The sequence below is a fragment of the Stenotrophomonas maltophilia group sp. msm1 genome (assembly GCF_032025805.1).
GTDB classification, from domain to species: domain Bacteria; phylum Pseudomonadota; class Gammaproteobacteria; order Xanthomonadales; family Xanthomonadaceae; genus Stenotrophomonas; species Stenotrophomonas hibiscicola.
Genome location: NZ_JAVSKH010000001.1, coordinates 1,553,783 through 1,576,923, shown reverse-complemented (window position 1 = coordinate 1,576,923; position 23,141 = coordinate 1,553,783). Strand labels below are relative to the sequence as shown.

Below are 23,141 nucleotides of genomic sequence, written 5' to 3'. Positions count from 1 at the left end.
GATTTTCTTACTCCGTTACGCTGCCGCCGGCAGCTTCGATCGCGGCCTTGGCACCCGCCGTGGCAGCAATACCCTTCAGGGTGAACGCCTTGGTCACTTCGCCCTTGACGACGACCTTGGCCTTCTTGGCAGTGCTCGGAACCAGCTTGGCAGCACGCAGGGCGGCGAAGTCGATCTCACCGGCCGGCAGCTTGTCCAGTGCGTACAGCAGCACTTCAGCGGTGTCCTTGGCGATCGGCGAACGGAAGCCGATCTTCGGCAGACGACGCTGCATGGGGGTCTGGCCGCCTTCGAAGCCAGCCTTGATCTTGCCGCCACCCTTGCGGGCGAACGAACCCTTGTGGCCGCGGCCGGCAGTCTTGCCCAGGCCCGAGCCGATACCGCGACCGACGCGGGTACGCTCGGTGCGGGCGCCCGGTGCCGGGCTCAGTTCATTGAGACGCAGAGTCATGGTCGATTACTCCTCAACCTGGACGAGGTACTGAACCTTGTTGATCAGGCCGCGCACCTGCGGGCTGTCCTTCAGTTCACGCACATCGTTGAGCTTGTTCAGGCCCAGCGCACGCACCGACAGGCGGTGACGCGACTGGGTGCCACGCAGGCCACGCACCAGGCGGACCTTGACAGTCTTGTTGGACTCATTAGCCATGGTTGAGTTCCTCCACCTTCTTGCCGCGCTTGGCCGCGATGCGAGCCGGCGACTGTGCAGCAGCCAGGCCCTTCACGGTGGCACGCACCAGGTTGATCGGGTTGCGCGAACCGGTGGCCTTGGCCAGCACGTTCTTCACGCCAACGGCTTCCAGCACGGCGCGCATGGCACCGCCGGCGATCACGCCGGTACCTTCCGAAGCCGGCTGCATGAACACGCGGGCTGCGCCGTGACCATCCTTGATGGTGTGCCACAGGGTGCCGTTGTTCAGGTCAACGCTGACCAGGTTCTTGCGGGCCTGTTCCATCGACTTCTGGATGGCAACCGGCACTTCGCGGGCCTTGCCATAGCCGAAACCGACCTTGCCTTCGCCGTCGCCGACGACGGTCAGGGCGGTGAAGGTGAACTGGCGGCCACCCTTGACGGTCTTGCTGACGCGGTTGACCGCGACCAGCTTTTCGATCATGCCGTCGTCGATCTTCTCTTCGCGGTTACGGTCGCGATCGCGACCCCGCTGCTGACGCTCTTCTGCCATGTTGATTCCTTGGTTGTTTGGGTATGTACGGCTCGAAGCCGCTTATGGTTGTGGCGTGACGCGTTGTTCCGGTGGGCCGCTGCAGAAGAGCGGCGCCGTCCAGCCTCACTCAGGCTGGCGAGCAGGTGGGCAGGAGGCCAATGGCCCCCTGCCCTTGTCCCTTAGAACTGCAGGCCGGCTTCGCGGGCGGCTTCTGCCAGGGCCTTGATGCGGCCGTGGTAGCGGTAGCCCGAACGATCGAAGGCAACCTTCTCGATGCCGGCGGCCTTGGCGCGCTCGGCAACGATGCGGCCAACCTTGGCAGCAGCATCGGCGTTCTTGCCGTTCTTCAGGCCTTCGATGACGTCGGCCTGGGTGGTGTTGGCAGCAGCCAGCACCTTGGAGCCGTCGGCGGTGAAGACCTGGGCGTACAGGTGCTGGCCGGTGCGCAGCACCGACAGGCGGGCGACGCCGAGCTCACGGATGTGGGCACGGGTCGACTTGGCGCGACGCAGGCGGGCGATGTTCTTGTTCATTTTGATTATTCCTTGAAAGCTGAAGGAAGAGCTTTTCCCTGAGAAGTCCGCACAGGGATGTGCGGGCTCTTGCGAGGGACTCGCGCTTATGCCTTCTTGGCTTCCTTACGGATGATGACTTCGTCGGAGTACTTCACGCCCTTGCCCTTGTACGGTTCCGGCTTGCGGAACGCACGGATCTTGGCGGCAACTTCACCGACGACCTGCTTGTCAGCGCCCTGGACCAGGATCTCGGTCTGGGTCGGGGTCGACAGCGTGATGCCTTCCGGCGCCACGAACACGACCGGGTGCGAGAAGCCCAGCGACAGGTTCAGGTCCTTGCCCTGCATGGCAGCGCGGTAACCCACGCCCACCAGCTCCAGCTTGCGCTCGAAGCCTTCGGACACGCCCTTGACCATGTTGGACAGGATCGCACGCACGGTACCGGTCAGTGCGACCAGGTCGGCGCTTTCGGTGCTCAGGGTGGCAACGCCGTTGTCGACGTTGATGGCAATACCGGCCGGCTTGGCCAGCGACAGGGTGCCCTTCGGGCCCTTGGCGGTGACGCTGTCCGACTGGACGTTCAGTTCAACCTTACCCAGGGTAATCGGCTTCTTGGCTACGCGGGACATAGTTCTACTCCTTTCGCCTTAGGCCACGAAGCACAGGACTTCGCCGCCGACGCCCAGCTGGCGCGCCTGCGCATCAGTCATGATGCCCTTGGAGGTGGAAATGATGGAGATACCCAGGCCGTTCATGACCTTCGGCAGCTCGCTCTTGCCGCGGTACTGGCGCAGGCCCGAACGCGAGAAGCGCTTCAGGGTCGCGATGACCGGCTTGCCTTCGAAATACTTCAGCACGATTTCCAGCTCGGACTTGTTGTTTTCCAGCTGGGTCACGCGCAGGTCGGCGATGTAACCCTCGTCCTTCAGGACCTGGGCGATCGCAACCTTGATCTTGGACGACGGGGCTTTCACCGTCTGCTTGCCCACCGCGGCCGCATTCTTGATGCGGACCAGCAGGTCGGCGATGGGATCAGTCATGCTCATATGAGTACCTTTGAGTGCACCGATATCCGCTTTCGCGAAAATCTGTTGTCTCCTGGAAACGGGCCAGGTCCCTTGATTCAGCGGGCCGGAAGCCCACTCCTACGACCCCGTTTGCGCAGGGCAAGACGCGGGAGTATACGCCAAAAGAGCCCGGCTTGCGCCGGGCTCCTCGGTTTTTTTGCGTCGGGAAAGCTGAATGCCTCCCCTGCCCGGTTCAGGAACCCCCGAAGGGGCTCCTGATCGCAGGGCCGGCTGGGGTTACCAGCTGGCCTTGCGCAGACCCGGCACGTCGCCACGCATGGTGGCTTCACGCAGCTTGTTACGGCCCAGGCCGAACTTGCTGTAGACGCCACGCGGACGACCCGACAGCTCGCAACGATTACGCTGGCGGCTCGGCGACGAATCGCGCGGCAGCTTGGCCAGCTTGGTTGCGGCCTCGATCTTCTCTTCGTAGGTCGCGTCCACGGAGGACACGATCTTCTTCAGAGCCGCACGCTTTTCAGCGTACTTCTTGGCCAGCTTTTCCCGCTTGATGTCGCGGTTGACCATGGAGGTCTTTGCCATTTCGGTTTCCTCGACAGATCAGTTACGGAACGGGAACTTGAACGCTGCCAGCAGCGCCTTCGCTTCCGCATCGGTCTTCGCAGTGGTGGTGATGGCGATATCCATGCCGCGGATCGCGTCGACGGCGTCGAAGTCGATTTCCGGGAAGATGATCTGTTCCTTCACACCCATGTTGAAGTTGCCGCGGCCGTCGAAGGAACGGCCGGAAACACCACGGAAGTCGCGCACGCGCGGCAGCGAGATGTTGATCAGGCGGTCCAGGAACTCGTACATCTTGTGGCGACGCAGCGTGGTCTTGCAGCCGATCGGCCAACCATCACGGATCTTGAACGACGCGACCGAGATACGCGACTTGGTGACAACCGGCTTCTGGCCGGAAATCTTGGTCATGTCCGCGACGGCGTTTTCCAGGATCTTCTTGTTGGTGGCAGCCTCGCCGACACCCATGTTCAGGGTGACCTTGACGAGCTTCGGTACTTCCATCGGATTGGTGTAGCCGAACTGCTTCATCAGCGCCGGCACCACTTCTTCCTTGTAGATCTTTTCGAGACGGGAAGTCATCTTCACATTCCTCAGGCGTCGAGCGCCTCACCGCTGGAGCGGAACACACGCAGTTTGCGTCCATCCTCCAGCACCTTGAAGCCAACGCGTTCGCCCTTGCCCGAAGCCGGGTTCAGCACGTTCACGTTGGAGATATGGATCGAAGCTTCGCGCTCGACCACGCCGCCGGCAACACCTGCCTGCGGGTTCGGCTTGGTGTGGCGCTTGACGATGTTCACGTTGGCGACGACCACACGGTCGCCGTCGACGCGGACGACTTCGCCCTGCTTGCCCTTGTCCTTGCCAGCGTTGACGACAACCTGGTCGCCCTTCTTGATACGGTTAGCCATGATTATCTCCTGTCGCTCACAGCACTTCGGGAGCGAGCGAGACGATCTTCATGAACTTCTCCGAACGAAGTTCACGGGTCACCGGCCCGAAGATACGGGTACCGATCGGCTCCTGCTTGTTGTTCAGCAGGACGGCCGCGTTGCCGTCGAAGCGGATCAGCGAACCGTCGGCGCGACGCACACCCTTGCGGGTACGCACCACGACGGCGTCATACACTTCACCCTTCTTGACCTTGCCGCGCGGAATCGCATCCTTCACGGTGACCTTGATGATGTCGCCGATGCCGGCGTAACGGCGCTTGGAACCACCCAGCACCTTGAAGCACATCACCTGCTTGGCACCCGAATTGTCCGCGACGTCAAGGTAGCTCTGCATCTGGATCATGATTCAGACTCCTTATTCAGCCGCACGCGTGATGACTTCCACCACGCGCCAGTTCTTGGTCTTGGACATCGGAGCAATCTCGGTCACGCGGACGACATCGCCTTCCTTGCAGGCGTTGTCGGCATCGTGGGCGTGCAGCTTGGTCGAGCGCTTGATGTACTTGCCGTACAGCGCGTGCTTGACCTGACGCTCAACCAGGACGGTAACCGTCTTGTCCATCTTGTTGCTGACGACACGGCCTTCGACCGTGCGCAGCGTCTTCTTTTCAGTATTGTCGCTCATAGCGGCCATCCTTACTTCGTGCTGCCGAGCAGGGTCTTGACGCGAGCAATCTCGCGACGGACCCGGCGAATGTCGTGGGTCTTCGGCAGCTGGCCGGTGACCTGCTGCATACGGACAGAGAACTGTTCCTTACGCAGGTCGATCAGGTGGGCCTTGAGTTCGTCAGCCGACTTTTCACGGAGAGTTTTGATATCCATCAGCGCACCGTACGGGTCACGAAAGTGGTGGTGACCGAGAGCTTGGCGGCGGCCAGGCGGAACGCCTCGCGAGCCACTTCCTCGGAAACACCCTCGATTTCATAGATCATGCGGCCGGGCTGGATCTGGGCCACCCAGTATTCCACGTTACCCTTACCCGAACCCATTCGGACTTCGATGGGCTTCTTGGTGATGGGCTTGTCGGGGAACACGCGGATCCACATCTTGCCGCCGCGCTTGACGTAGCGGCTGATCGAGCGGCGGGCCGCTTCGATCTGGCGCGCGGTCAGCTGACCGTGTGCGGTTGCCTTCAGGCCGTATTCGCCGAAGCTGACAGCGTTGGCGCTCCAGCTCAGGCCATCGTTACGGCCCTTGTGTACCTTGCGGTACTTGGTTCGCTTGGGTTGCAACATTGTCGTTACCTCGCTTCACGGGCCGGGCGCTGACGGTCACCACGGTCGCCGCGATCGTGACGATCGTTGCGCGACGGAGTGTCGTCCTGCTTTTCCTGGCCAACCTGGGAGAAATCGAAGACCTCGCCCTTGTAGATCCAGACCTTGATGCCGATGATGCCGTAGGTCGTCTTGGCTTCAGCGAAGCCATAGTCGATGTCGGCACGCAGGGTGTGCAGCGGCACGCGGCCTTCGCGGTACCACTCCGAACGGGCGATTTCTGCACCGTTGAGGCGGCCACCGACGTTGACCTTGATGCCCAGGGCACCCAGGCGCATCGCGTTGCCGACCGAGCGCTTCATTGCACGGCGGAACATGATGCGACGCTCCAGCTGCTGGGCGATCGACTCGGCAACGAGCTGCGCGTCCAGTTCCGGCTTGCGCACTTCGGTGACGTTGATGTGCGCCGGGACGCCCATCATCTCGCTCACTTCCTTGCGCAGCTTCTCGATGTCCTCACCGCGCTTGCCGATCACCACGCCCGGACGGGCGGTGTGGATCGTCACGCGAGCGGTCTTGGCCGGACGCTCGATCAGGATCTTGCTGATGCCGGCCTGGGCCAGCTTCTTGCGCAGCATGTCGCGCACTTTCAGGTCGGCTGCCAGGTAACCGGCGAACTCGGCCTTGTTGGCGTACCACTTGGAGTTCCAGTCCTTGGAAATGCCGAGGCGGATACCAATCGGATGAACTTTATGACCCATGGTCTTTTCCTTATCCGCTTACTTGGCGGCGCCCACAACCACAGTGATGTGGCTGGTGCGCTTGAGGATGCGGGTACCGCGGCCTTTCGCCCGCGCCATGAAACGCTTCAGGGTCGGACCTTCATCAACCATGATGGTCTGAACCTTCAGCTCGTCGACGTCGGCGCCCTGGTTGTTCTCGGCATTGGCAATAGCCGACTCCACCACCTTCTTGATCAGGTGGGCAGCCTTCTTGTCCGAGAACTTCAGCAGGTTGACCGCACGTTCGGCCGGCAGACCGCGCACCTGGTCAGCGACCAGACGAGCCTTCTGCGGGGAGATGCGCGCAGTGCGCAGGATGGCTTTCGCTTCCATTGTCATCTCTCCTTACTTGCCCGACTTCTTGTCACCACCGTGACCCTTGAAGGTCCGGGTGATGGCAAATTCGCCGAGCTTGTGGCCGACCATGTTCTCGTTGACGAGAACCGGGATGTGGTTCTTGCCGTTATGCACGGCAATGGTGATGCCTACCATGTCAGGCAGGATCATCGAACGGCGCGACCAGGTCTTGATCGGCTTCTTGCTGCCCGCAGCGGCCTCCACCTTCTTGACGAGGTGGTGATCGACGAACGGGCCCTTCTTGAGTGAACGTGCCATGGTCGATTAGCCCCTACGATCGCGGACGATGAACTGCTGAGTGCGCTTGTTATGGCGCGTCTTGTAACCCTTGGTCGGGACACCCCACGGGGTGACCGGATGCGGGTTACCCTGGCCGGCCTTGGCCTCACCACCACCGTGCGGGTGGTCAACCGGGTTCATGGCAGCACCACGAACGGTCGGGCGGACGCCGCGCCAACGCTTGGCACCGGCCTTGCCCAGCTTTTCCAGGCTGTGCTCGTCGTTGCCGACTTCGCCGATGGTGGCGCAGCACTCGACCGGCACCTTGCGCATTTCACCCGAGCGCAGGCGCAGGGTGGCGTAGATGCCTTCGCGGGCCACCAGCTGCACGGCCGCACCGGCTGCGCGGGCGATCTGAGCGCCCTTGCCGGGCTTCAGTTCGATGCAGTGGATGGTGGTACCGACCGGGATGTTGCGCAGCGGCAGGGTGTTGCCAGCCTTGATCGGGGCATCCGAACCAGCGATCACCTGATCACCGGCCTTCAGGCCCTTCGGGGCGATGATGTAGCGGCGCTCACCGTCGACGTAGCACAGCAGGGCGATGTGGGCGGTGCGGTTCGGATCGTATTCGATGCGTTCCACGCGCGCCGGGATGCCCAGCTTGTTGCGCTTGAAGTCGATGATGCGGTAGTGCTGCTTGGCACCACCACCGACGTGACGCACGGTGATGCGGCCATGGTGGTTACGACCACCCGAGCGGCTCTGCGACTCGACCAGGGCAGCGTGCGGAGCACCCTTGTGCAGGTCGGGAGTGACCACGCGCACGGCCGAACGGCGGCCGGGGGAAGTGGGCTTGAATTTCATCAATGGCATGGGATGTACCTCAGGCCTTGGCCGTTACATCGATCGACTGGCCATCGGCCAGGCGAACGTACGCCTTGCGCCAATCGCCGCGGCGGCCAGCACGGTTACGGAAGGACTTGTTCTTGCCCTTGACGTTGACCACGTTGACAGCTTCGACCTTGACGTCGAACAGCTGCTCAACCGCGGCCTTTACATCGGCCTTGGTGGCTTCGTTCGAAACTTCGAAGACATACTGGTTGGAGAGTTCCTGCAGGCGCGCGGTCTTTTCGGAGACACGCGGGGCACGCAGCACGCTGAAGATTTTTTCGTTGCTGTTCATGCCAGCCACTCCTCGACCTTCTTGACCGCGTCAGCGGTGATGACGACCGTGTCGGCACCCACCAGCGAGACCGGATCCAGGCCCTGGACGTCACGCACCTGCACGTACGGCAGATTGCGGGCGGACAGGTACAGGTGCTCGGACGCTTCTTCGGTGACGATCAGCGGGCGCTTGCCCACTTCCAGGCCGGCCAGCTTGGCGACCAGACCCTTCGTGTTGGTCACTTCGACGTCGAAGGACTCCACGATGGTCAGACGGCCCTGACGGTTCAGCTCGGACAGGATCGCGCACATGGCGGCACGGTACTGCTTACGATTGACCTTCTGCTCGAAGCTGCGCGGCTTGGCCGCGAAGGTGACACCGCCGCCGACGAAGATCGGAGCCGTCAGTGCGCCATGACGCGCGCCGCCGCCCTTCTGCTTCTTCGACTTCTTGGTGGTACCAGCCACTTCGGAGCGAGTCTTCTGTGCCTTGGTGCCGGCGCGACCGGCGTTGCGGTAAGCAACGACGACCTGGTGGACCAGATCTTCGCTGAAATCGCGACCGAACACGGCTTCGGAGACCGAGACCTTGTTGTTGCTACCCGTGATAACGAGTTCCATCGTCATCTCTCCTTATGCCTTGCTCGCCGGACGGACGATCACATCGCCACCGGCCGCGCCCGGAACGGCGCCGCGAACGGCGATCAGACCGCGCTCGACGTCGACCTTGACCACTTCCAGGTTCTGGGTGCTCTGCTGCACCGCGCCCATGTGGCCCGACATCTTCTTGCCCGGGAAAACGCGACCCGGGGTCTGGCGCTGACCCAGCGAACCCGGCGCGCGATGCGACAGCGAGTTACCGTGGGTTGCATCGCCCATACGGAAGTTGTGGCGCTTGATGGTGCCCTGGAAGCCCTTACCCTTGGTGACACCCTGGACGTCGACGATCTGGCCGACTTCGAAGATGTCCGCCTTGACTTCGCCGCCAACGGCGAAATCGCCGAGCTGCGCGTCTTCAACGCGGAATTCCCACAGGCCACGACCCGCTTCCACCTTCGCCTTGGCGAAGTGGCCGGCTTCCGGCTTGTTGACCAGGGCAGCGCGACGCGCGCCGACGGTCACCTGCACGGCGCTGTAGCCGTCGGTTTCGACGGTCTTGATCTGCGCGATGCGGTTCGGGGTTGCTTCGATCAGGGTCACCGGGATGGAGCGGCCATCTTCAGTGAACACGCGGCTCATGCCGGCCTTGCGGCCCACGAAGCCCAACGAATACTTCTTCGTCATGGTCGTAGTCCTCAGGTCAGCTTGATCTGAACGTCGACGCCGGCAGCCAGTTCGAGCTTCATCAGCGCGTCCACGGTCTTGTCATTCGGGTCAACGATATCGAGCACGCGCTTGTGCGTGCGGGTCTCGTACTGGTCACGCGCGTCCTTGTCGACGTGCGGGGAAACGAGAACGGTGTAGCGCTCGATCTTGGTCGGCAGCGGGATCGGGCCACGCACTTGCGCGCCGGTCCGCTTTGCCGTTTCAACGATCTCGCTGGCCGAACGGTCGATCAGACGATGATCGAACGCTTTCAGCCGGATCCGGATCTTTTGGTCCGCCATGGCGGTAGGTTCCTTCGTTAAAAGAGCGACAGACAAAGCCTCTGGGTTGCTTTGCCCCATGAAATTCCTGAATACGGACGACCCACACTCCTGCAGGCCGACAAGGTCACTCCATAGACCTCAAAAACGTAGGCAGACCAGTTCCCCGGCCTGCCCAGACGTAGAAGCATAATGGCACACAAGGCAGCTGTCAACAGTCGCCTGTTGACGCCGCCTGAATGGCATTGACCCTTCCTGGTCCGGGGAACACAAGGCACATCCTGTGCCTGCTTTCCCATTTGATACGCCCCGATGCCCTACCCAGGCAACATCGGGGCGCAGATACTACCAGATTACTCGATGATCTTCGAGACCACGCCGGCGCCGACGGTGCGGCCGCCTTCGCGGATGGCGAAGCGCAGGCCTTCGTCCATCGCCACCGGGTTGATCAGGGTGACGACCATCTTGACGTTGTCACCCGGCATCACCATTTCGACGCCTTCCGGCAGTGCAGCTGCGCCGGTGATGTCGGTGGTGCGGAAGTAGAACTGCGGACGGTAGCCGTTGAAGAACGGGGTGTGACGGCCGCCTTCATCCTTCGACAGGACGTAGACTTCACCCTCGAACTTGGTGTGCGGCTTGATCGTGCCCGGCTTGGCCAGCACCTGGCCACGCTCAACGTCGTCACGCTTGGTGCCGCGCAGCAGCAGGCCAGCATTGTCGCCTGCCTGACCCTGGTCCAGCAGCTTGCGGAACATTTCAACGCCGGTCACGGTGGTCTTCTGCACCGGACGGATGCCGACGATTTCGATTTCGTCGCCGACCTTGATCACGCCGCGCTCGATACGGCCGGTCACCACGGTGCCGCGGCCCGAGATCGAGAACACGTCTTCCACCGGCATCAGGAACGGCTTGTCGATCGCACGCTCCGGCTCCGGAATCCAGCTGTCCAGGGCATCGACCAGCTTCAGGATGGCCGGCACGCCGATGTCGCTCTGGTCACCTTCCAGCGCCAGGCGGGCCGAACCAGCGATGATCGGGGTGTCGTCGCCCGGGAAGTCGTACTTGCTCAGCAGCTCACGCACTTCCATCTCGACCAGCTCGAGCAGCTCGGCGTCGTCCACCATGTCGGCCTTGTTCAGGAACACGACGATGTACGGCACGCCGACCTGACGCGACAGCAGGATGTGCTCGCGGGTCTGCGGCATCGGGCCGTCAGCGGCCGAGCACACCAGGATCGCGCCGTCCATCTGGGCGGCACCGGTGATCATGTTCTTGACGTAGTCAGCGTGGCCCGGGCAGTCAACGTGGGCGTAGTGACGGATCGGGGATTCGTATTCGACGTGCGCGGTCGAGATCGTGATGCCACGTGCCTTTTCTTCCGGAGCGGCGTCGATCGAGGAGTAATCCTTGAACTCGCCACCGAAGCGCTCGGCACCGATCTTGGTCAGTGCAGCGGTCAGCGTGGTCTTGCCGTGGTCGACGTGACCGATGGTGCCGACGTTGACGTGCGGCTTGGTGCGCTCGAACTTACCCTTTGCCATTGTTCTATACCTTGATTGTTCGTAAATGGTTTCAAGAGAGGCTGAGCGAGGCTCAGCCCTTCTTCATGACGGCTTCGGCGATGTTGGTCGGAGCCGGCTCGTAGTGATCGAATTCCATGGTGAAGGTGGCGCGGCCCTGGGTCTGCGAACGCAGCGCAGTGGCGTAGCCGAACATTTCACCCAGCGGGATCATCGCGTTGATGATGCTGGCCGAACCGTCACCGGTGGTGTCGGAACCCTGCAGCACGCCGCGACGACGGCTGACGTCGCCCATCACGTCACCCTGGTAATCCTCCGGGGTCACGATCTCGACCTTCATGATCGGCTCCAGCAGCACCGGCTTGGCCTTGGCGAAGCCCTGCTTGAAGGCCATCGACGAAGCCAGCTTGAACGCCATTTCCGAGGAGTCGACGTCGTGGTACGAACCGAACACCAGCTTCACCTTGACGTCCACGACCGGGAAGCCAGCCAGCGGGCCGCTGGTGATGGTTTCGCGCAGGCCCTTTTCAACCGACGGAATGAATTCCTTCGGGATCACGCCGCCGGTGATGTCGTTGATGAACAGGAAATCGTCCTTGATCATCGGAGCGATCTTCGGATCGGCACGATCTTCAGCGGTGATCGGCGACAGCTCGATCACGACGTGACCGTACTGACCCTTACCACCGGACTGCTTGGCGTGCTTGTAGTCCGACTTGACGTCAGCCAGGGTGATGGTTTCGCGGTAGGCCACCTGCGGCGCGCCGACGTTGGCTTCAACGTTGAACTCGCGCTTCAGGCGGTCGACGATGATGTCCAGGTGCAGCTCGCCCATGCCCGAGATGATGGTCTGGCCGGATTCTTCGTCGGTCTTGACGCGGAACGACGGATCTTCCTGCGCCAGGCGACCCAGCGCCAGACCCATCTTTTCCTGGTCCGACTTGGTCTTCGGCTCGACGGCCATCGAGATCACCGGCTCCGGGAACGTCATGCGCTCCAGGATGATCGGCGCATCCACGGCGCACAGGGTGTCACCGGTGGTGGTGTCCTTCAGGCCCACGGCAGCAGCGATGTCACCAGCCAGAACTTCCTTGATTTCCTCGCGGTTGTTCGAGTGCATCTGCAGGATGCGGCCGATGCGCTCCTTCTTGCCCTTCACCGAGTTCAGCACGGTGTCGCCACCGTTCAGGGTGCCCGAGTAGACACGGAAGAAGGTCAGCGCGCCGACGAACGGGTCGGTGATGATCTTGAAGGCCAGCGACGAGAACGGCGCCTTGTCGTCCGACTTGCGGGTCATTTCGACGGTGTCGTCGTCAACGTCCACGCCCTTCACGTCCGGCACGTCGACCGGCGACGGCAGCAGCTGGATCACGCCGTCCAGCATGGCCTGCACGCCCTTGTTCTTGAAGGCCGAGCCGCAGTACATCGGCACGATCTCGGTGGCCAGGGTACGGGTACGCAGCGCGTTGATGATTTCGGCCTCGGCCAGCTCTTCGCCGCCCAGGTACTTTTCCATCAGCTCTTCGCTGGCTTCGGCAGCGGTCTCGACCATGAACTGGCGAGCTTCTTCCGCAGCCGCCTGCAGATCGGCCGGGATGTCGCTGTACTCGAACTTCATGCCCTGCGAGGCTTCATCCCAGTGGATGGCCTTCATCTTCAGCAGGTCGACAACGCCCTTGAAGTTGTCTTCAGCGCCGATCGGCAGCTGCATCGGCACGGCAACCGCGCCCAGCTTGGCCTTCAGCTGGCCGACGACCTTCTGGAAGTTGGCACCGGTGCGGTCCATCTTGTTGACGAACGCGATGCGCGGCACGTGGTACTTGTTGGCCTGGCGCCACACGGTTTCCGACTGCGGCTGCACGCCACCGACGGCGCACAGGACGAAGACGGCACCGTCGAGCACGCGCAGCGAGCGCTCAACTTCGATGGTGAAGTCGACGTGCCCCGGGGTGTCGATGATGTTGAAGCGGTGCTCCGGCAGGGACTTGTCCATGCCCTTCCAGAACGCGGTGGTGGCAGCGGACTGGATCGTGATGCCACGCTCCTGCTCCTGCTCCATCCAGTCCATGGTGGCGGCGCCGTCGTGCACTTCACCGATCTTGTGGCTCTTGCCGGTGTAGAACAGGATGCGCTCGGACGTGGTGGTCTTGCCGGCATCGATGTGAGCCATGATGCCGAAGTTACGGTAACGCTCGATGGGAGTGGAACGGGCCACGGGAGCCTCTCAGATTTCTTGGATTTCGGATGGCCGAACGCCGCCTTTCGGCGGCCTTCGGATTGGCGCAGTCTTTCTGGGACCGCGAGGCAGCACGCACCGAAGTGGTGCTGCCCTGCCTGTTTTACAAGGCCGTCAAACTCACCAGCGGTAGTGGGCGAATGCCTTGTTGGCTTCGGCCATGCGGTGGGTTTCTTCGCGCTTCTTGATGGCGCCGCCACGGTTTTCCGAGGCGTCGATCAGTTCAGCAGCCAGCTTCTTCGGCATGGTGTTCTCGCCGCGCTTGCGCGCGGAGTCGATCAGCCAGCGCATGGCCAGGGCCATCTTGCGCGACGAACGCACTTCGACCGGCACCTGGTAGGTGGCACCACCGACGCGGCGCGACTTGACTTCGACCGCCGGAGCGACGTTGTCCAGAGCCTTCTGCACCAGTTCAATGGCGTTGGCGCTGCTGTTCTTCTCGGTGATCACGTCCATGGCGCCGTACACGATCTTCTCGGCGACGGACTTCTTGCCGCTCTGCATGACCATGTTGATGAAACGGGCGATGGTTTCGCTTCCGTGCTTCGGATCGGGCAGGACGGAACGCTGCGGAGTATTACCCTTACGCGACATTGTGCTCTCTCCTTATGCCTTCGGACGCTTGGCGCCGTACTTGGAACGGGCCTGGCGACGCTTGGCAACGCCGGCGGCGTCGAGCGAGCCACGAACGGTGTGGTAACGCACACCCGGCAGGTCCTTGACGCGACCGCCGCGGATCAGGACCACGGAGTGCTCCTGCAGGTTGTGGCCTTCACCACCGATGTAGGAAATCACTTCTTCCTGGTTGGTCAGGCGGACCTTGGCAACCTTGCGCAGAGCCGAGTTCGGCTTCTTCGGAGTGGTGGTGTAGACACGGGTGCAGACGCCACGGCGCTGCGGGCACTTGTCGAGCGCCGGCGAGGCACTCTTGTAGGTGGTCGCTTGCCGCGGCTTGCGGACCAGCTGGTTGATCGTCGCCATCAGTAGGTTCTTCTGATTGGTGGCCGGAAAATCCGGCCAGAGATGCGGAAATGTTAAAGCAGGCCAAAATTCTGGCCTGCTGAGACAGACGATTGTAGCAACCTGCCAGGAAAGCAGTCAAACGCCTCCTGTCAAGCCCGCTCCTGATCCCGGAACGTTACTGGGGGGCCTCCATGTACCCCGTTCAGGTTGGCGGGGTGAACCACGAGGTCCACCCTGCCCTGCGCCGGTAGCCCGGGTGGTCCGGCCTTGCGGCCGGACCGGATGCATCATTCTTCGCCCGAGGCCTGTTCAGCTTCGGCTTCAACCACCGCTGCCTCGACCGCAGCCGGAGTGCCGGCCAGGGTCTGCATTTCCGACTCGGTAAGGCCGGAGGCGCCGCGGCGGCGGTTGCTGTGGTACGCCAGGCCGGTACCGGCCGGAATCAGGCGACCCACGATGACGTTTTCCTTCAGGCCGCGCAGGTTGTCCGAGGTGCCGCGGACGGCCGCTTCGGTCAACACACGGGTGGTTTCCTGGAACGACGCGGCCGAGATGAACGATTCAGTCGCCAGCGAGGCCTTGGTGATACCCAGCAGCACCGGATCGAAACGGGCCGGCAGCTCGTTGCGGGCCGCGAGGCGCGCATTCTCCTCGATAACGCGCTGGCGCTCCACCTGTTCGCCGTTCAGGAACTTGCTGCTGCCCTGGTCGGTGATCTCGACCTTGCGCAGCATCTGGCGGGTGATCACCTCGATGTGCTTGTCGTTGATCTTCACGCCCTGCAGGCGATACACGTCCTGGATTTCCTTCACCAGGTAGGCAGCCAGCGGTTCGACACCCAGCAGGCGCAGGATGTCCTGCGGGCTCGGCTCGCCGTCCACGATGGTTTCACCCTTGGTGACATGCTCGCCTTCGAACACGATGACCTGGCGGTACTTCGGGATCAGCTCTTCGTGCTCCGAACCATCGGTGTCCTTGATGATCAGGCGCTGCTTGCCCTTGGTGTCCTTGCCGAAGCTGATGATGCCCGAACGCTCGGCCAGCACCGCCGGATCCTTCGGCTTGCGGGCTTCGAACAGATCGGCCACGCGCGGCAGACCACCGGTGATGTCGCGGGTCTTCGACGCTTCCTGCGGAATCTTGGCGACCACGTCACCCACGCCGACGGCAGCGCCGTCCTGCAGGTTGACGATCGAGCGCGGCGGCAGCAGGTACTGCGCCGGCAGATCGGTGCCCGGGATCGACAGGTCATTGCCCTTGGCGTCGACGATGCGCACGATCGGGCGCAGGTCCTTGGCCTGGGTACCACGACGCTTCGGATCGGTGATTTCGCGCGAGGCAAGGCCGGTCAGCTCGTCGGTCTTCTCGATGACGGTGATGCCGTCGACGAAGTCGATGAAGCGGATGAAGCCGGCCACTTCCGACACGATCGGGTGGTTATGCGGATCCCAGTTGGCCACGGTCTGGCCAGCCTTGATCGCATCACCGTCCTTGGACGTGATGGTCGCACCGTACGGCAGCTTGTAACGCTCACGCTCACGACCGTGGGCATCGAGCACCGAGATTTCGCCCGAGCGCGACACCGCCACCAGCGAGCCGTTGGCGTGCTCGACCGACTTGAGGTTGCTGAACTTGACCGAGCCGGTGGTCTTGACGGTGATGTTGTCGACCGCAGCAGCTCGCGACGCCGCACCACCGATGTGGAACGTACGCATGGTCAGCTGGGTACCCGGCTCACCGATGGACTGGGCGGCGATGACGCCGACCGCTTCACCGATGTTGACCAGGTGGCCGCGGGCCAGATCGCGGCCGTAGCAGCGCGAGCAGACACCGAAGGCCGATTCGCAGGAGATGGTCGAGCGGACCTTGATGGTCTGCACGCCGGCATCTTCCAGCTTGGCCACCCAGGCTTCGTCCAGCAGGGTGTTGCGGGTGACGATCGGATCTTCATCGTTGCCCGGCAGGAACACGTCCTCGGCCACCACGCGACCCAGCACGCGGTCCTTCAGCGGCTCGACCACGTCGCCGCCTTCCACGATCGGGGTCATGATCAGGCCTTCGGTGGTACCGCAATCCACCTCGGTGATCACCACGTCCTGCGCGACGTCGACCAGACGACGGGTCAGGTAACCCGAGTTCGCGGTCTTCAGCGCGGTATCGGCCAGACCCTTACGGGCACCGTGGGTGGAGTTGAAGTACTCCTGCACGTTCAGGCCTTCGCGGAAGTTCGCCTTGATGGGCGTCTCGATGATCGAGCCGTCCGGGCGGGCCATCAGGCCGCGCATGCCGGCCAGCTGACGGATCTGCGCCTGCGAACCACGCGCACCGGAGTCGGCCATGATGTACAGCGAGTTCATCGACTTCTGGTCGATGGTCTCACCCTTGGCATTGACCACCTTCTCGGTACCGATGGTGTCCATCATCGCCTTGGCGATGCGCTCGTTGGTGCGCGACCAGATGTCGACCACCTTGTTGTAGCGCTCGCCGGCGGTGACCAGGCCCGACTGGTACTGCTCCTGGATTTCCAGCACTTCGGCTTCGGCCTCGGTGAGGATGCCCTTCTTCTCGTCCGGGATCAGCATGTCGTCGATGCCGATCGAGACGCCGGCACGGGTCGCGTAGGCGAAGCCGGTGTACATCAGCTTGTCAGCGAACACGACCGTGTCCTTCAGGCCCAGCTGGCGGTAGCTGGAGTTGATCAGGCGGCTGATGTTCTTCTTGGTCAGTTCGACATTGGCCAGTGCGAACGGCAGGCCTTCCGGCAGGATTTCAGCCAGCAGGGCGCGACCGATCGTGGTGTCCACGATCGAGGTCTTGTTCTGCTTGTTGCCATCTTCGTCGGTCACCACCTCGGTGATGCGGACCTTGACCTTGGCGTGCAGTTCCACCACGCGGTTGTCGTAGGCGCGCTTGACTTCGGCGATGTTGGCGAAGGCCATGCCCTCGCCCTTCTTGTTCTCCAGCGAGCGGGTCATGTAGTACAGACCCAGCACGACGTCCTGCGACGGCACGATGATCGGCTCGCCGTTGGCCGGCGACAGGATGTTGTTGGTCGACATCATCAGCGCACGCGCTTCCAGCTGGGCTTCCAGCGAGAGCGGCACGTGGACGGCCATCTGGTCACCGTCGAAGTCGGCGTTGAACGCGGTGCAGACCAGCGGGTGCAGCTGGATGGCCTTGCCTTCGATCAGCACCGGCTCGAACGCCTGGATACCCAGACGGTGCAGGGTCGGCGCACGGTTCAGCATCACCGGATGCTCGCGGATGACCTCTTCCAGGATGTCCCAGACTTCGGCTTCTTCGCGCTCGACCAGCTTCTTGGCGGCCTTGATGGTGGTGGCCAGGCCACGACGCTGCAGCTTGGCGAAGACGAACGGCTTGAACAGCTCGAGCGCCATCTTCTTCGGCAGGCCGCACTGGTGCAGGCGCAGGTACGGGCCGACCACGATGACCGAACGGCCCGAGTAGTCGACGCGCTTGCCGAGCAGGTTCTGGCGGAAGCGACCCTGCTTGCCCTTGATCATGTCGGCCAGCGACTTCAGCGGGCGCTTGTTGGTGCCGGTGATGGCACGGCCACGACGGCCGTTGTCCAGCAGCGCATCGACCGACTCCTGCAGCATGCGCTTTTCATTGCGCACGATGATGTCCGGCGCGCTCAGTTCGAGCAGGCGGCGCAGGCGGTTGTTGCGGTTGATGACGCGGCGGTACAGGTCGTTCAGGTCGGAGGTCGCGAAGCGGCCGCCATCCAGCGGGACCAGCGGACGCAGGTCCGGCGGCAGCACCGGCAGCACGGTCATGACCATCCATTCCGGACGGTTGCCCGATTCCAGGAAGGCTTCGATCAGCTTGATGCGCTTGGTGAGGCGCTTGAGCTTGGTTTCCGAACCGGTAGCGGCGATTTCCTCGCGCAGGCGGGTCATTTCCGACTGCAGGTCGATCGTGCGCAGCAGTTCGTACACGGCCTCGGCGCCCATCGCGGCGTCGAAGTCGTCACCGTGCTCCTGGCGGGCCTGCAGGTACTGTTCCTCGGTCAGCAGCTGGCGGCGCTCCAGGGCGGTCAGGCCCGGCTCGGTCACCACGTAGGCTTCGAAATACAGCACGCGCTCGATGTCGCGCAGGGTCATGTCCAGCATCAGGCCGATACGCGACGGCAGCGACTTGAGGAACCAGATGTGGGCGACCGGCGAAGCCAGGTCGATATGGCCCATGCGCTCGCGGCGCACCTTGGCCAGGGTCACTTCGGTGCCGCACTTTTCGCAGACCACGCCGCGGTGCTTCATGCGCTTGTACTTGCCGCACAGGCACTCGTAGTCCTTCACCGGTCCGAAGATGGCGGCGCAGAACAGGCCGTCGCGTTCCGGCTTGAAGGTACGGTAGTTGATGGTTTCCGGCTTCTTCACTTCGCCGAAGGACCACGAACGGATCAGGTCCGGCGAGGCCAGCGCGATCTTGATCGCGTCGAAGTCCAGCGTCTGGCGCTGCTGGTTGAAGAGGTTGAGCAGGTCTTTCATGGTGTTCTCCAGAAGGAGGAATGCTGTGTCGATGGGCTTTCAGTTCACTGCCAGCGGCGCGGCGGGGGGGGCCGCCGCGCCGGCATGGATCAGTTGTCTTCCAGTTCCATGTTGATGGCCAGCGAGCGGATTTCCTTCACGAGCACGTTGAAGGATTCCGGCATGCCCGCGACCATCTCGTGCTCACCGTCGACGATGTTCTTGTACATCTGGTTGCGGCCCTGCACGTCGTCGGACTTCACCGTCAGCATTTCCTGCAGGGTGTAGGCCGCGCCGTAGGCTTCCAGCGCCCAGACTTCCATTTCACCGAAGCGCTGGCCGCCGAACTGCGCCTTGCCGCCCAGCGGCTGCTGGGTGACGAGCGAGTACGGGCCGGTCGAACGGGCGTGCATCTTGTCGTCGACCAGGTGGTTCAGCTTCAGGTAGTGCATGTAACCAACCGTGGTGTGGCGATCGAATGCTTCACCGGTGCGGCCGTCGTACAGCTGGGTCTGGCCACTGCTCGGCAGGTCGGCCAGTTCCAGCATGCGCTTGATTTCCGCTTCGGTGGCGCCGTCGAACACCGGGGTGGCCATCGGCACGCCGTCGGTCAGGTTGCGGGCCAGGCGCAGCAGTTCCTCGTCGCTGAACTGCGACAGGTCGACACGGTTGGCCACGTTGGTATCGTCGTGGTTGTAGATGTCGTCCAGGAACTTGCGCAGGTCGGCCACCGCCGCCTGGGCTTCCAGCATCGCCTGGATCTTGCGACCCAGGCCCTTGGCGGCCCAGCCCAGGTGCACTTCCAGGATCTGGCCGATGTTCATGCGCGACGGCACGCCCAGCGGGTTCAGCACGATATCCACGGTTTCGCCCGAGGCCATGTACGGCATGTCCTCGACCGGCACCACGTTGGAGACCACACCCTTGTTGCCGTGGCGGCCGGCCATCTTGTCGCCCGGCTGGATGCGGCGCTTCACGGCCAGGAACACCTTGACCATCTTCAGCACGCCCGGGGCGAGGTCGTCACCGGCGGTGATCTTGCCGCGCTTGTCGGCGAAGCGACGCTCGAACTCCTTCTCGTGCGCCTGGATCTGCTTCTGTGCGCGCTCGATGGCTTCCGAAGCGTCTTCGTCCTTCATGCGCAGGGCGAACCAGTCAGCCTTCTTCAGGCCATCCAGGAACGCGTCGGTGATCACGTCACCCTTCTTCAGGCCAGCGCCACCGTTGACCACCTTGCCCACGATCTGCGAACGCAGACGCATGTAGATGGCGGCCTCCAGGATGCGGAACTGGTCGTCGAAGTCCTTCTTGACGCGCTTGATTTCAGACTCTTCGATCTGGCGGGCGCGCTTGTCCTTCTCGATGCCGTCGCGGGTGAAGACCTGCACGTCGATGACGGTGCCGTCCATGCCCGGCGGAACGCGCAGCGAGCTGTCCTTCACGTCCGAAGCCTTCTCGCCGAAGATGGCGCGCAGCAGCTTCTCTTCCGGAGTCAGCTGGCTTTCGCCCTTCGGGGTGACCTTGCCGACCAGGATGTCGCCGGCACGGACTTCCGCACCGATGTACACCACGCCGCTCTCGTCCAGGCGGTTCAGCGCCTGCTCGGAGACGTTCGGAATGTCGGCGGAGATTTCCTCCGGCCCCAGCTTGGTGTCACGCGCGACGCAGGTCAGCTCTTCGATGTGGATCGTGGTGTAACGATCTTCTTCCACCACGCGCTCGGAGAGCAGGATGGAGTCTTCGAAGTTGTAGCCGTTCCACGGCATGAACGCGATCAGCATGTTCTGGCCCAGGGCCAGTTCGCCGATGTCGGTGGACGGACCGTCGGCCAGCACGTCACCGCGGGCGATGACGTCACCCACCTGGACCAGCGGACGCTGGTTGATGCAGGTGTTCTGGTTCGAACGGGTGTACTTGACCAGGTTGTAGATGTCCACGCCCGCGTCGGTGGCGCCAACGATCTCTTCCTCGTTGACCTTGACCACGATGCGGGCTGCGTCGATCTGCACGATCTCGCCACCACGGCGGGCGTTCACGGTCACGCCGGAGTCACGCGCCACGGCGCGCTCGATGCCGGTACCCACCAGCGGCTTCTGCGCACGCAGGGTCGGCACGGCCTGACGCTGCATGTTGGCGCCCATCAGTGCGCGGTTGGCGTCATCGTGCTCCAGGAACGGAACCAGCGCGGCCGCGATCGACACGGTCTGCATCGGCGAGACGTCCATGAAGTGCACTTCCGCCGGCGGCTTCAGCAGCGATTCGCCCTGGAAGCGGCACGGCACGAACTGCTCGGTCAGGGTGCCCTTGGCGTCGGTCAGCGCGTTGGCCTGCGCAATGACGTACTCGTTTTCTTCGATCGCCGACAGGAACTCGACTTCGTCATAGACCTTGCCGTCCACGACCTTTCGGTACGGGGTCTCGAGGAAACCGTACTGGTTGGTGCGGGCGTACACGGCCAGCGAGTTGATCAGGCCGATGTTCGGGCCTTCCGGGGTTTCGATGGTGCAGACGCGACCGTAATGGGTCGGGTGCACGTCGCGCACTTCGAAGCCGGCGCGCTCACGGGTCAGGCCGCCCGGGCCCAGTGCCGAGACGCGACGCTTGTGCGTCACTTCCGACAGCGGGTTGTTCTGATCCATGAACTGCGACAGCTGCGAGGAGCCGAAGAACTCCTTGATGGCAGCGGCGACCGGCTTGGCGTTGATCAGCTCCTGAGGGGTCAGGCCTTCCGACTCGGCCATCGACAGGCGCTCCTTGACCGCGCGCTCGACGCGGACCAGGCCCACGCGGAACACGTTCTCGGCCATTTCACCGACCGAGCGCACGCGACGGTTGCCCAGGTGATCGATGTCGTCGACCACGCCGCGACCGTTGCGGATCTCGGTCAGGACCTTGATCACGTCGAGGATGTCGGAGCTGTCGCCGTGGGCGGCGACCAGGCGCTTGGACTCTTCGTCGTTGCGCTCACCGAAGTACTTGCTGTCGTACAGCACGGCTTCGCCGGTGGTTTCCTTGCGGCCCACGCGACGGTTGAACTTCATGCGGCCGACCGCGGACAGGTCGTAGCGCTCGAAGGTGAAGAACAGGTTGTGGAACAGGTTCTGCGCGGCATCCTTGGTCGGCGGCTCGCCCGGACGCATCATGCGGTAGATCTCGACCAGCGCTTCCAGCTGGGTCTTGGTCGGGTCGATGCGCAGGGTGTTGGACAGGTACGGACCACGATCCAGGTCGTTCACCCACAGGGTGCCGACCGCGTCCACGCCGGCCTTGCGGAAGGCCTGCAGCTGTTCGTCGGTGATCTCGTCGTTGGCCTGGGCCAGCAGTTCGCCGGTCGAGGCATCGACCACGTCGTGCGACAGGATGCGGCCGACGATGTAGTCGTCCGGCACGGCCAGGGCGGCGATGCCCGAGGCTTCCAGCTGCTTGATGTGGCGCGCGGTGATGCGCTTGCCGGCTTCCACGATGACCTTGTCGCCGTCGGCGAGGTCGAAGCCCAGGGTTTCGCCACGCAGGCGCTCGGGCACCAGCTCCAGCTGGACGCCTTCATCCGGGTTGATGTGGAAGGTGTTGATCTCGAAGAACTCGGCCAGCATCTCTTCGTTGCTGTAACCAAGCGCGCGCAGCAGGATCGACACCGGCAGCTTGCGGCGGCGGTCGATACGGGTGAACAGCGCATCCTTCGGGTCGAACTCGAAGTCCAGCCAGGAACCGCGGTAAGGAATGATGCGGGCGCTGTACAGCAGCTTGCCCGAGCTGTGGGTCTTGCCGCGGTCGTGGTCGAAGAACACGCCCGGCGAGCGGTGCAGCTGCGAGACGATGACGCGCTCGGTACCGTTGACGATGAAGGTGCCGTTCTCGGTCATCAGCGGGATTTCGCCCAGATAGACCTCCTGCTCCTTCACGTACTTGATGGCCTTGGTCGACGACTCACGGTCGTAGATCACCAGGCGCACGGTCACGCGCAGCGGGGCGCCGTAGCTCATGCCACGCTGGCGGCACTCACGCTCGTCGAAGACCGGTTCGCCCAGCTTGTAGCCGACGTATTCCAGGGCAGCGTTGCCGCTGTAGCTGGCGATCGGGAAGACCGACTTCAGCGCAGCGTGCAGGCCGTGGTCCGTGCGCTTGGCCGGATCGACGTTCTCCTGCAGGAATTCACGATAGGAATCCACCTGGATGGCGAGCAGGAACGGCACTTCGAGAATCGAGCGCTGCTTGCCGAAATCCTTGCGGATACGCTTTTTTTCGGTGAACGAATAGGACGTCATGAGGTCTTCCACCTTGTTGTGCGGATCGTGCGCCCACGATCCGAAGGGAACTTGAAATTGTCAGTTGGAAGTCGCTGGTATTGCCGGCACCAGCACGCCTTCTCCCGCTACTTCCAACT

General features: G+C 63.0%; 27 protein-coding genes. All 27 read right to left on the bottom strand.

What is annotated here, in order from left to right; all coding sequences use genetic code 11:
• Positions 1-7: 7 nt before the first annotated feature.
• The 27 genes from rplO to rpoB all read right to left on the bottom strand — a co-directional run bounded on the left by rplO (position 8) and on the right by rpoB (position 23,022).
• On the bottom strand, positions 8-451 hold the full coding sequence (gene rplO, locus ROV95_RS07055) for a 50S ribosomal protein L15 (protein WP_004154498.1): 444 nt from the start codon (positions 449-451) through the stop codon (positions 8-10).
• Positions 452-457: 6 nt separating this feature from the next.
• Positions 458-649 (bottom strand): 50S ribosomal protein L30, encoded by a 192-nt coding sequence (rpmD, locus tag ROV95_RS07050; RefSeq protein WP_005408214.1) that lies wholly within the window; start codon positions 647-649, stop codon positions 458-460.
• Positions 642-1,184 carry a 30S ribosomal protein S5 gene (gene rpsE, locus ROV95_RS07045; RefSeq protein WP_004154496.1) on the bottom strand — a complete coding sequence of 181 codons (543 nt, stop codon included), beginning with the start codon at positions 1,182-1,184 and terminating at the stop codon, positions 642-644. Before rpsE ends, rpmD begins: the two co-directional genes overlap by 8 nt.
• Positions 1,185-1,345: 161 nt before the next feature.
• Positions 1,346-1,705: a 50S ribosomal protein L18 gene (gene rplR, locus ROV95_RS07040; RefSeq protein WP_026346969.1), complete on the bottom strand. Its 360-nt coding sequence runs from the start codon at positions 1,703-1,705 to the stop codon at positions 1,346-1,348.
• An 80-nt stretch (positions 1,706-1,785) separates the two neighbouring features.
• Positions 1,786-2,310 carry a 50S ribosomal protein L6 gene (rplF, locus tag ROV95_RS07035; RefSeq protein ID WP_019659576.1) on the bottom strand — a complete coding sequence of 175 codons (525 nt, stop codon included), beginning with the start codon at positions 2,308-2,310 and terminating at the stop codon, positions 1,786-1,788.
• 18 nt (positions 2,311-2,328) lie between these two features.
• Positions 2,329-2,727: a 30S ribosomal protein S8 gene (gene rpsH / locus ROV95_RS07030; RefSeq protein WP_021204581.1), complete on the bottom strand. Its 399-nt coding sequence runs from the start codon at positions 2,725-2,727 to the stop codon at positions 2,329-2,331.
• Positions 2,728-2,985: 258 nt separating this feature from the next.
• A complete protein-coding gene (rpsN, locus tag ROV95_RS07025; RefSeq protein ID WP_019659577.1) occupies positions 2,986-3,291 on the bottom strand; it encodes a 30S ribosomal protein S14 in 306 nt (101 codons plus the stop codon).
• Positions 3,292-3,309: 18 nt separating this feature from the next.
• The gene (gene rplE, locus ROV95_RS07020; RefSeq protein WP_005415416.1) at positions 3,310-3,852 is read right to left on the bottom strand and encodes a 50S ribosomal protein L5; all 543 of its coding nucleotides are present in this window, start codon (positions 3,850-3,852) and stop codon (positions 3,310-3,312) included.
• Positions 3,853-3,863: 11 nt separating this feature from the next.
• On the bottom strand, positions 3,864-4,181 hold the full coding sequence (gene rplX / locus ROV95_RS07015; protein ID WP_004154490.1) for a 50S ribosomal protein L24: 318 nt from the start codon (positions 4,179-4,181) through the stop codon (positions 3,864-3,866).
• A gap of 16 nt (positions 4,182-4,197) precedes the next feature.
• Positions 4,198-4,566: a 50S ribosomal protein L14 gene (gene rplN, locus ROV95_RS07010; protein ID WP_010483978.1), complete on the bottom strand. Its 369-nt coding sequence runs from the start codon at positions 4,564-4,566 to the stop codon at positions 4,198-4,200.
• A gap of 12 nt (positions 4,567-4,578) precedes the next feature.
• Positions 4,579-4,848, bottom strand: coding sequence for a 30S ribosomal protein S17 (gene rpsQ / locus ROV95_RS07005; protein WP_004154489.1), 270 nt, complete (start codon positions 4,846-4,848; stop codon positions 4,579-4,581).
• An 11-nt stretch (positions 4,849-4,859) separates the two neighbouring features.
• Positions 4,860-5,045, bottom strand: a complete 186-nt coding sequence (gene rpmC, locus ROV95_RS07000) for a 50S ribosomal protein L29 (RefSeq protein ID WP_004154487.1) — start codon at positions 5,043-5,045, stop codon at positions 4,860-4,862.
• Complete coding sequence (rplP, locus tag ROV95_RS06995) at positions 5,045-5,458, bottom strand: 50S ribosomal protein L16 (RefSeq protein WP_004154486.1); 414 nt, start codon at positions 5,456-5,458, stop codon at positions 5,045-5,047. Before rplP ends, rpmC begins: the two co-directional genes overlap by 1 nt.
• Before the next feature lie 5 nt (positions 5,459-5,463).
• A complete protein-coding gene (rpsC, locus tag ROV95_RS06990) occupies positions 5,464-6,198 on the bottom strand; it encodes a 30S ribosomal protein S3 (RefSeq protein WP_005415414.1) in 735 nt (244 codons plus the stop codon).
• An 18-nt stretch (positions 6,199-6,216) separates the two neighbouring features.
• Positions 6,217-6,552 carry a 50S ribosomal protein L22 gene (gene rplV / locus ROV95_RS06985; protein ID WP_004145348.1) on the bottom strand — a complete coding sequence of 112 codons (336 nt, stop codon included), beginning with the start codon at positions 6,550-6,552 and terminating at the stop codon, positions 6,217-6,219.
• Between the two features lie 12 nt (positions 6,553-6,564).
• Positions 6,565-6,834, bottom strand: coding sequence for a 30S ribosomal protein S19 (rpsS, locus tag ROV95_RS06980; RefSeq protein WP_005415413.1), 270 nt, complete (start codon positions 6,832-6,834; stop codon positions 6,565-6,567).
• Between the two features lie 6 nt (positions 6,835-6,840).
• The gene (gene rplB / locus ROV95_RS06975) at positions 6,841-7,668 is read right to left on the bottom strand and encodes a 50S ribosomal protein L2 (protein ID WP_004145339.1); all 828 of its coding nucleotides are present in this window, start codon (positions 7,666-7,668) and stop codon (positions 6,841-6,843) included.
• 10 nt (positions 7,669-7,678) lie between these two features.
• Positions 7,679-7,978: a 50S ribosomal protein L23 gene (gene rplW, locus ROV95_RS06970; RefSeq protein ID WP_004145338.1), complete on the bottom strand. Its 300-nt coding sequence runs from the start codon at positions 7,976-7,978 to the stop codon at positions 7,679-7,681.
• Positions 7,975-8,580, bottom strand: coding sequence for a 50S ribosomal protein L4 (gene rplD / locus ROV95_RS06965; protein WP_019659578.1), 606 nt, complete (start codon positions 8,578-8,580; stop codon positions 7,975-7,977). Before rplD ends, rplW begins: the two co-directional genes overlap by 4 nt.
• A gap of 12 nt (positions 8,581-8,592) precedes the next feature.
• Positions 8,593-9,243 carry a 50S ribosomal protein L3 gene (gene rplC / locus ROV95_RS06960; RefSeq protein WP_004145336.1) on the bottom strand — a complete coding sequence of 217 codons (651 nt, stop codon included), beginning with the start codon at positions 9,241-9,243 and terminating at the stop codon, positions 8,593-8,595.
• Between the two features lie 11 nt (positions 9,244-9,254).
• Positions 9,255-9,566, bottom strand: a complete 312-nt coding sequence (gene rpsJ, locus ROV95_RS06955; RefSeq protein ID WP_005408208.1) for a 30S ribosomal protein S10 — start codon at positions 9,564-9,566, stop codon at positions 9,255-9,257.
• A gap of 332 nt (positions 9,567-9,898) precedes the next feature.
• Positions 9,899-11,089 carry an elongation factor Tu gene (tuf, locus tag ROV95_RS06950; RefSeq protein ID WP_033835886.1) on the bottom strand — a complete coding sequence of 397 codons (1,191 nt, stop codon included), beginning with the start codon at positions 11,087-11,089 and terminating at the stop codon, positions 9,899-9,901.
• Positions 11,090-11,141: 52 nt separating this feature from the next.
• The gene (fusA, locus tag ROV95_RS06945; protein ID WP_019662237.1) at positions 11,142-13,283 is read right to left on the bottom strand and encodes an elongation factor G; all 2,142 of its coding nucleotides are present in this window, start codon (positions 13,281-13,283) and stop codon (positions 11,142-11,144) included.
• Positions 13,284-13,424: 141 nt separating this feature from the next.
• A complete protein-coding gene (gene rpsG / locus ROV95_RS06940; RefSeq protein WP_004145321.1) occupies positions 13,425-13,898 on the bottom strand; it encodes a 30S ribosomal protein S7 in 474 nt (157 codons plus the stop codon).
• Between the two features lie 12 nt (positions 13,899-13,910).
• Positions 13,911-14,285, bottom strand: coding sequence for a 30S ribosomal protein S12 (rpsL, locus tag ROV95_RS06935; protein ID WP_004145320.1), 375 nt, complete (start codon positions 14,283-14,285; stop codon positions 13,911-13,913).
• A gap of 269 nt (positions 14,286-14,554) precedes the next feature.
• The gene (rpoC, locus tag ROV95_RS06930) at positions 14,555-18,778 is read right to left on the bottom strand and encodes a DNA-directed RNA polymerase subunit beta' (protein ID WP_019662236.1); all 4,224 of its coding nucleotides are present in this window, start codon (positions 18,776-18,778) and stop codon (positions 14,555-14,557) included.
• An 89-nt stretch (positions 18,779-18,867) separates the two neighbouring features.
• A complete protein-coding gene (gene rpoB / locus ROV95_RS06925; protein WP_019662235.1) occupies positions 18,868-23,022 on the bottom strand; it encodes a DNA-directed RNA polymerase subunit beta in 4,155 nt (1,384 codons plus the stop codon).
• Positions 23,023-23,141: the final 119 nt, after the last annotated feature.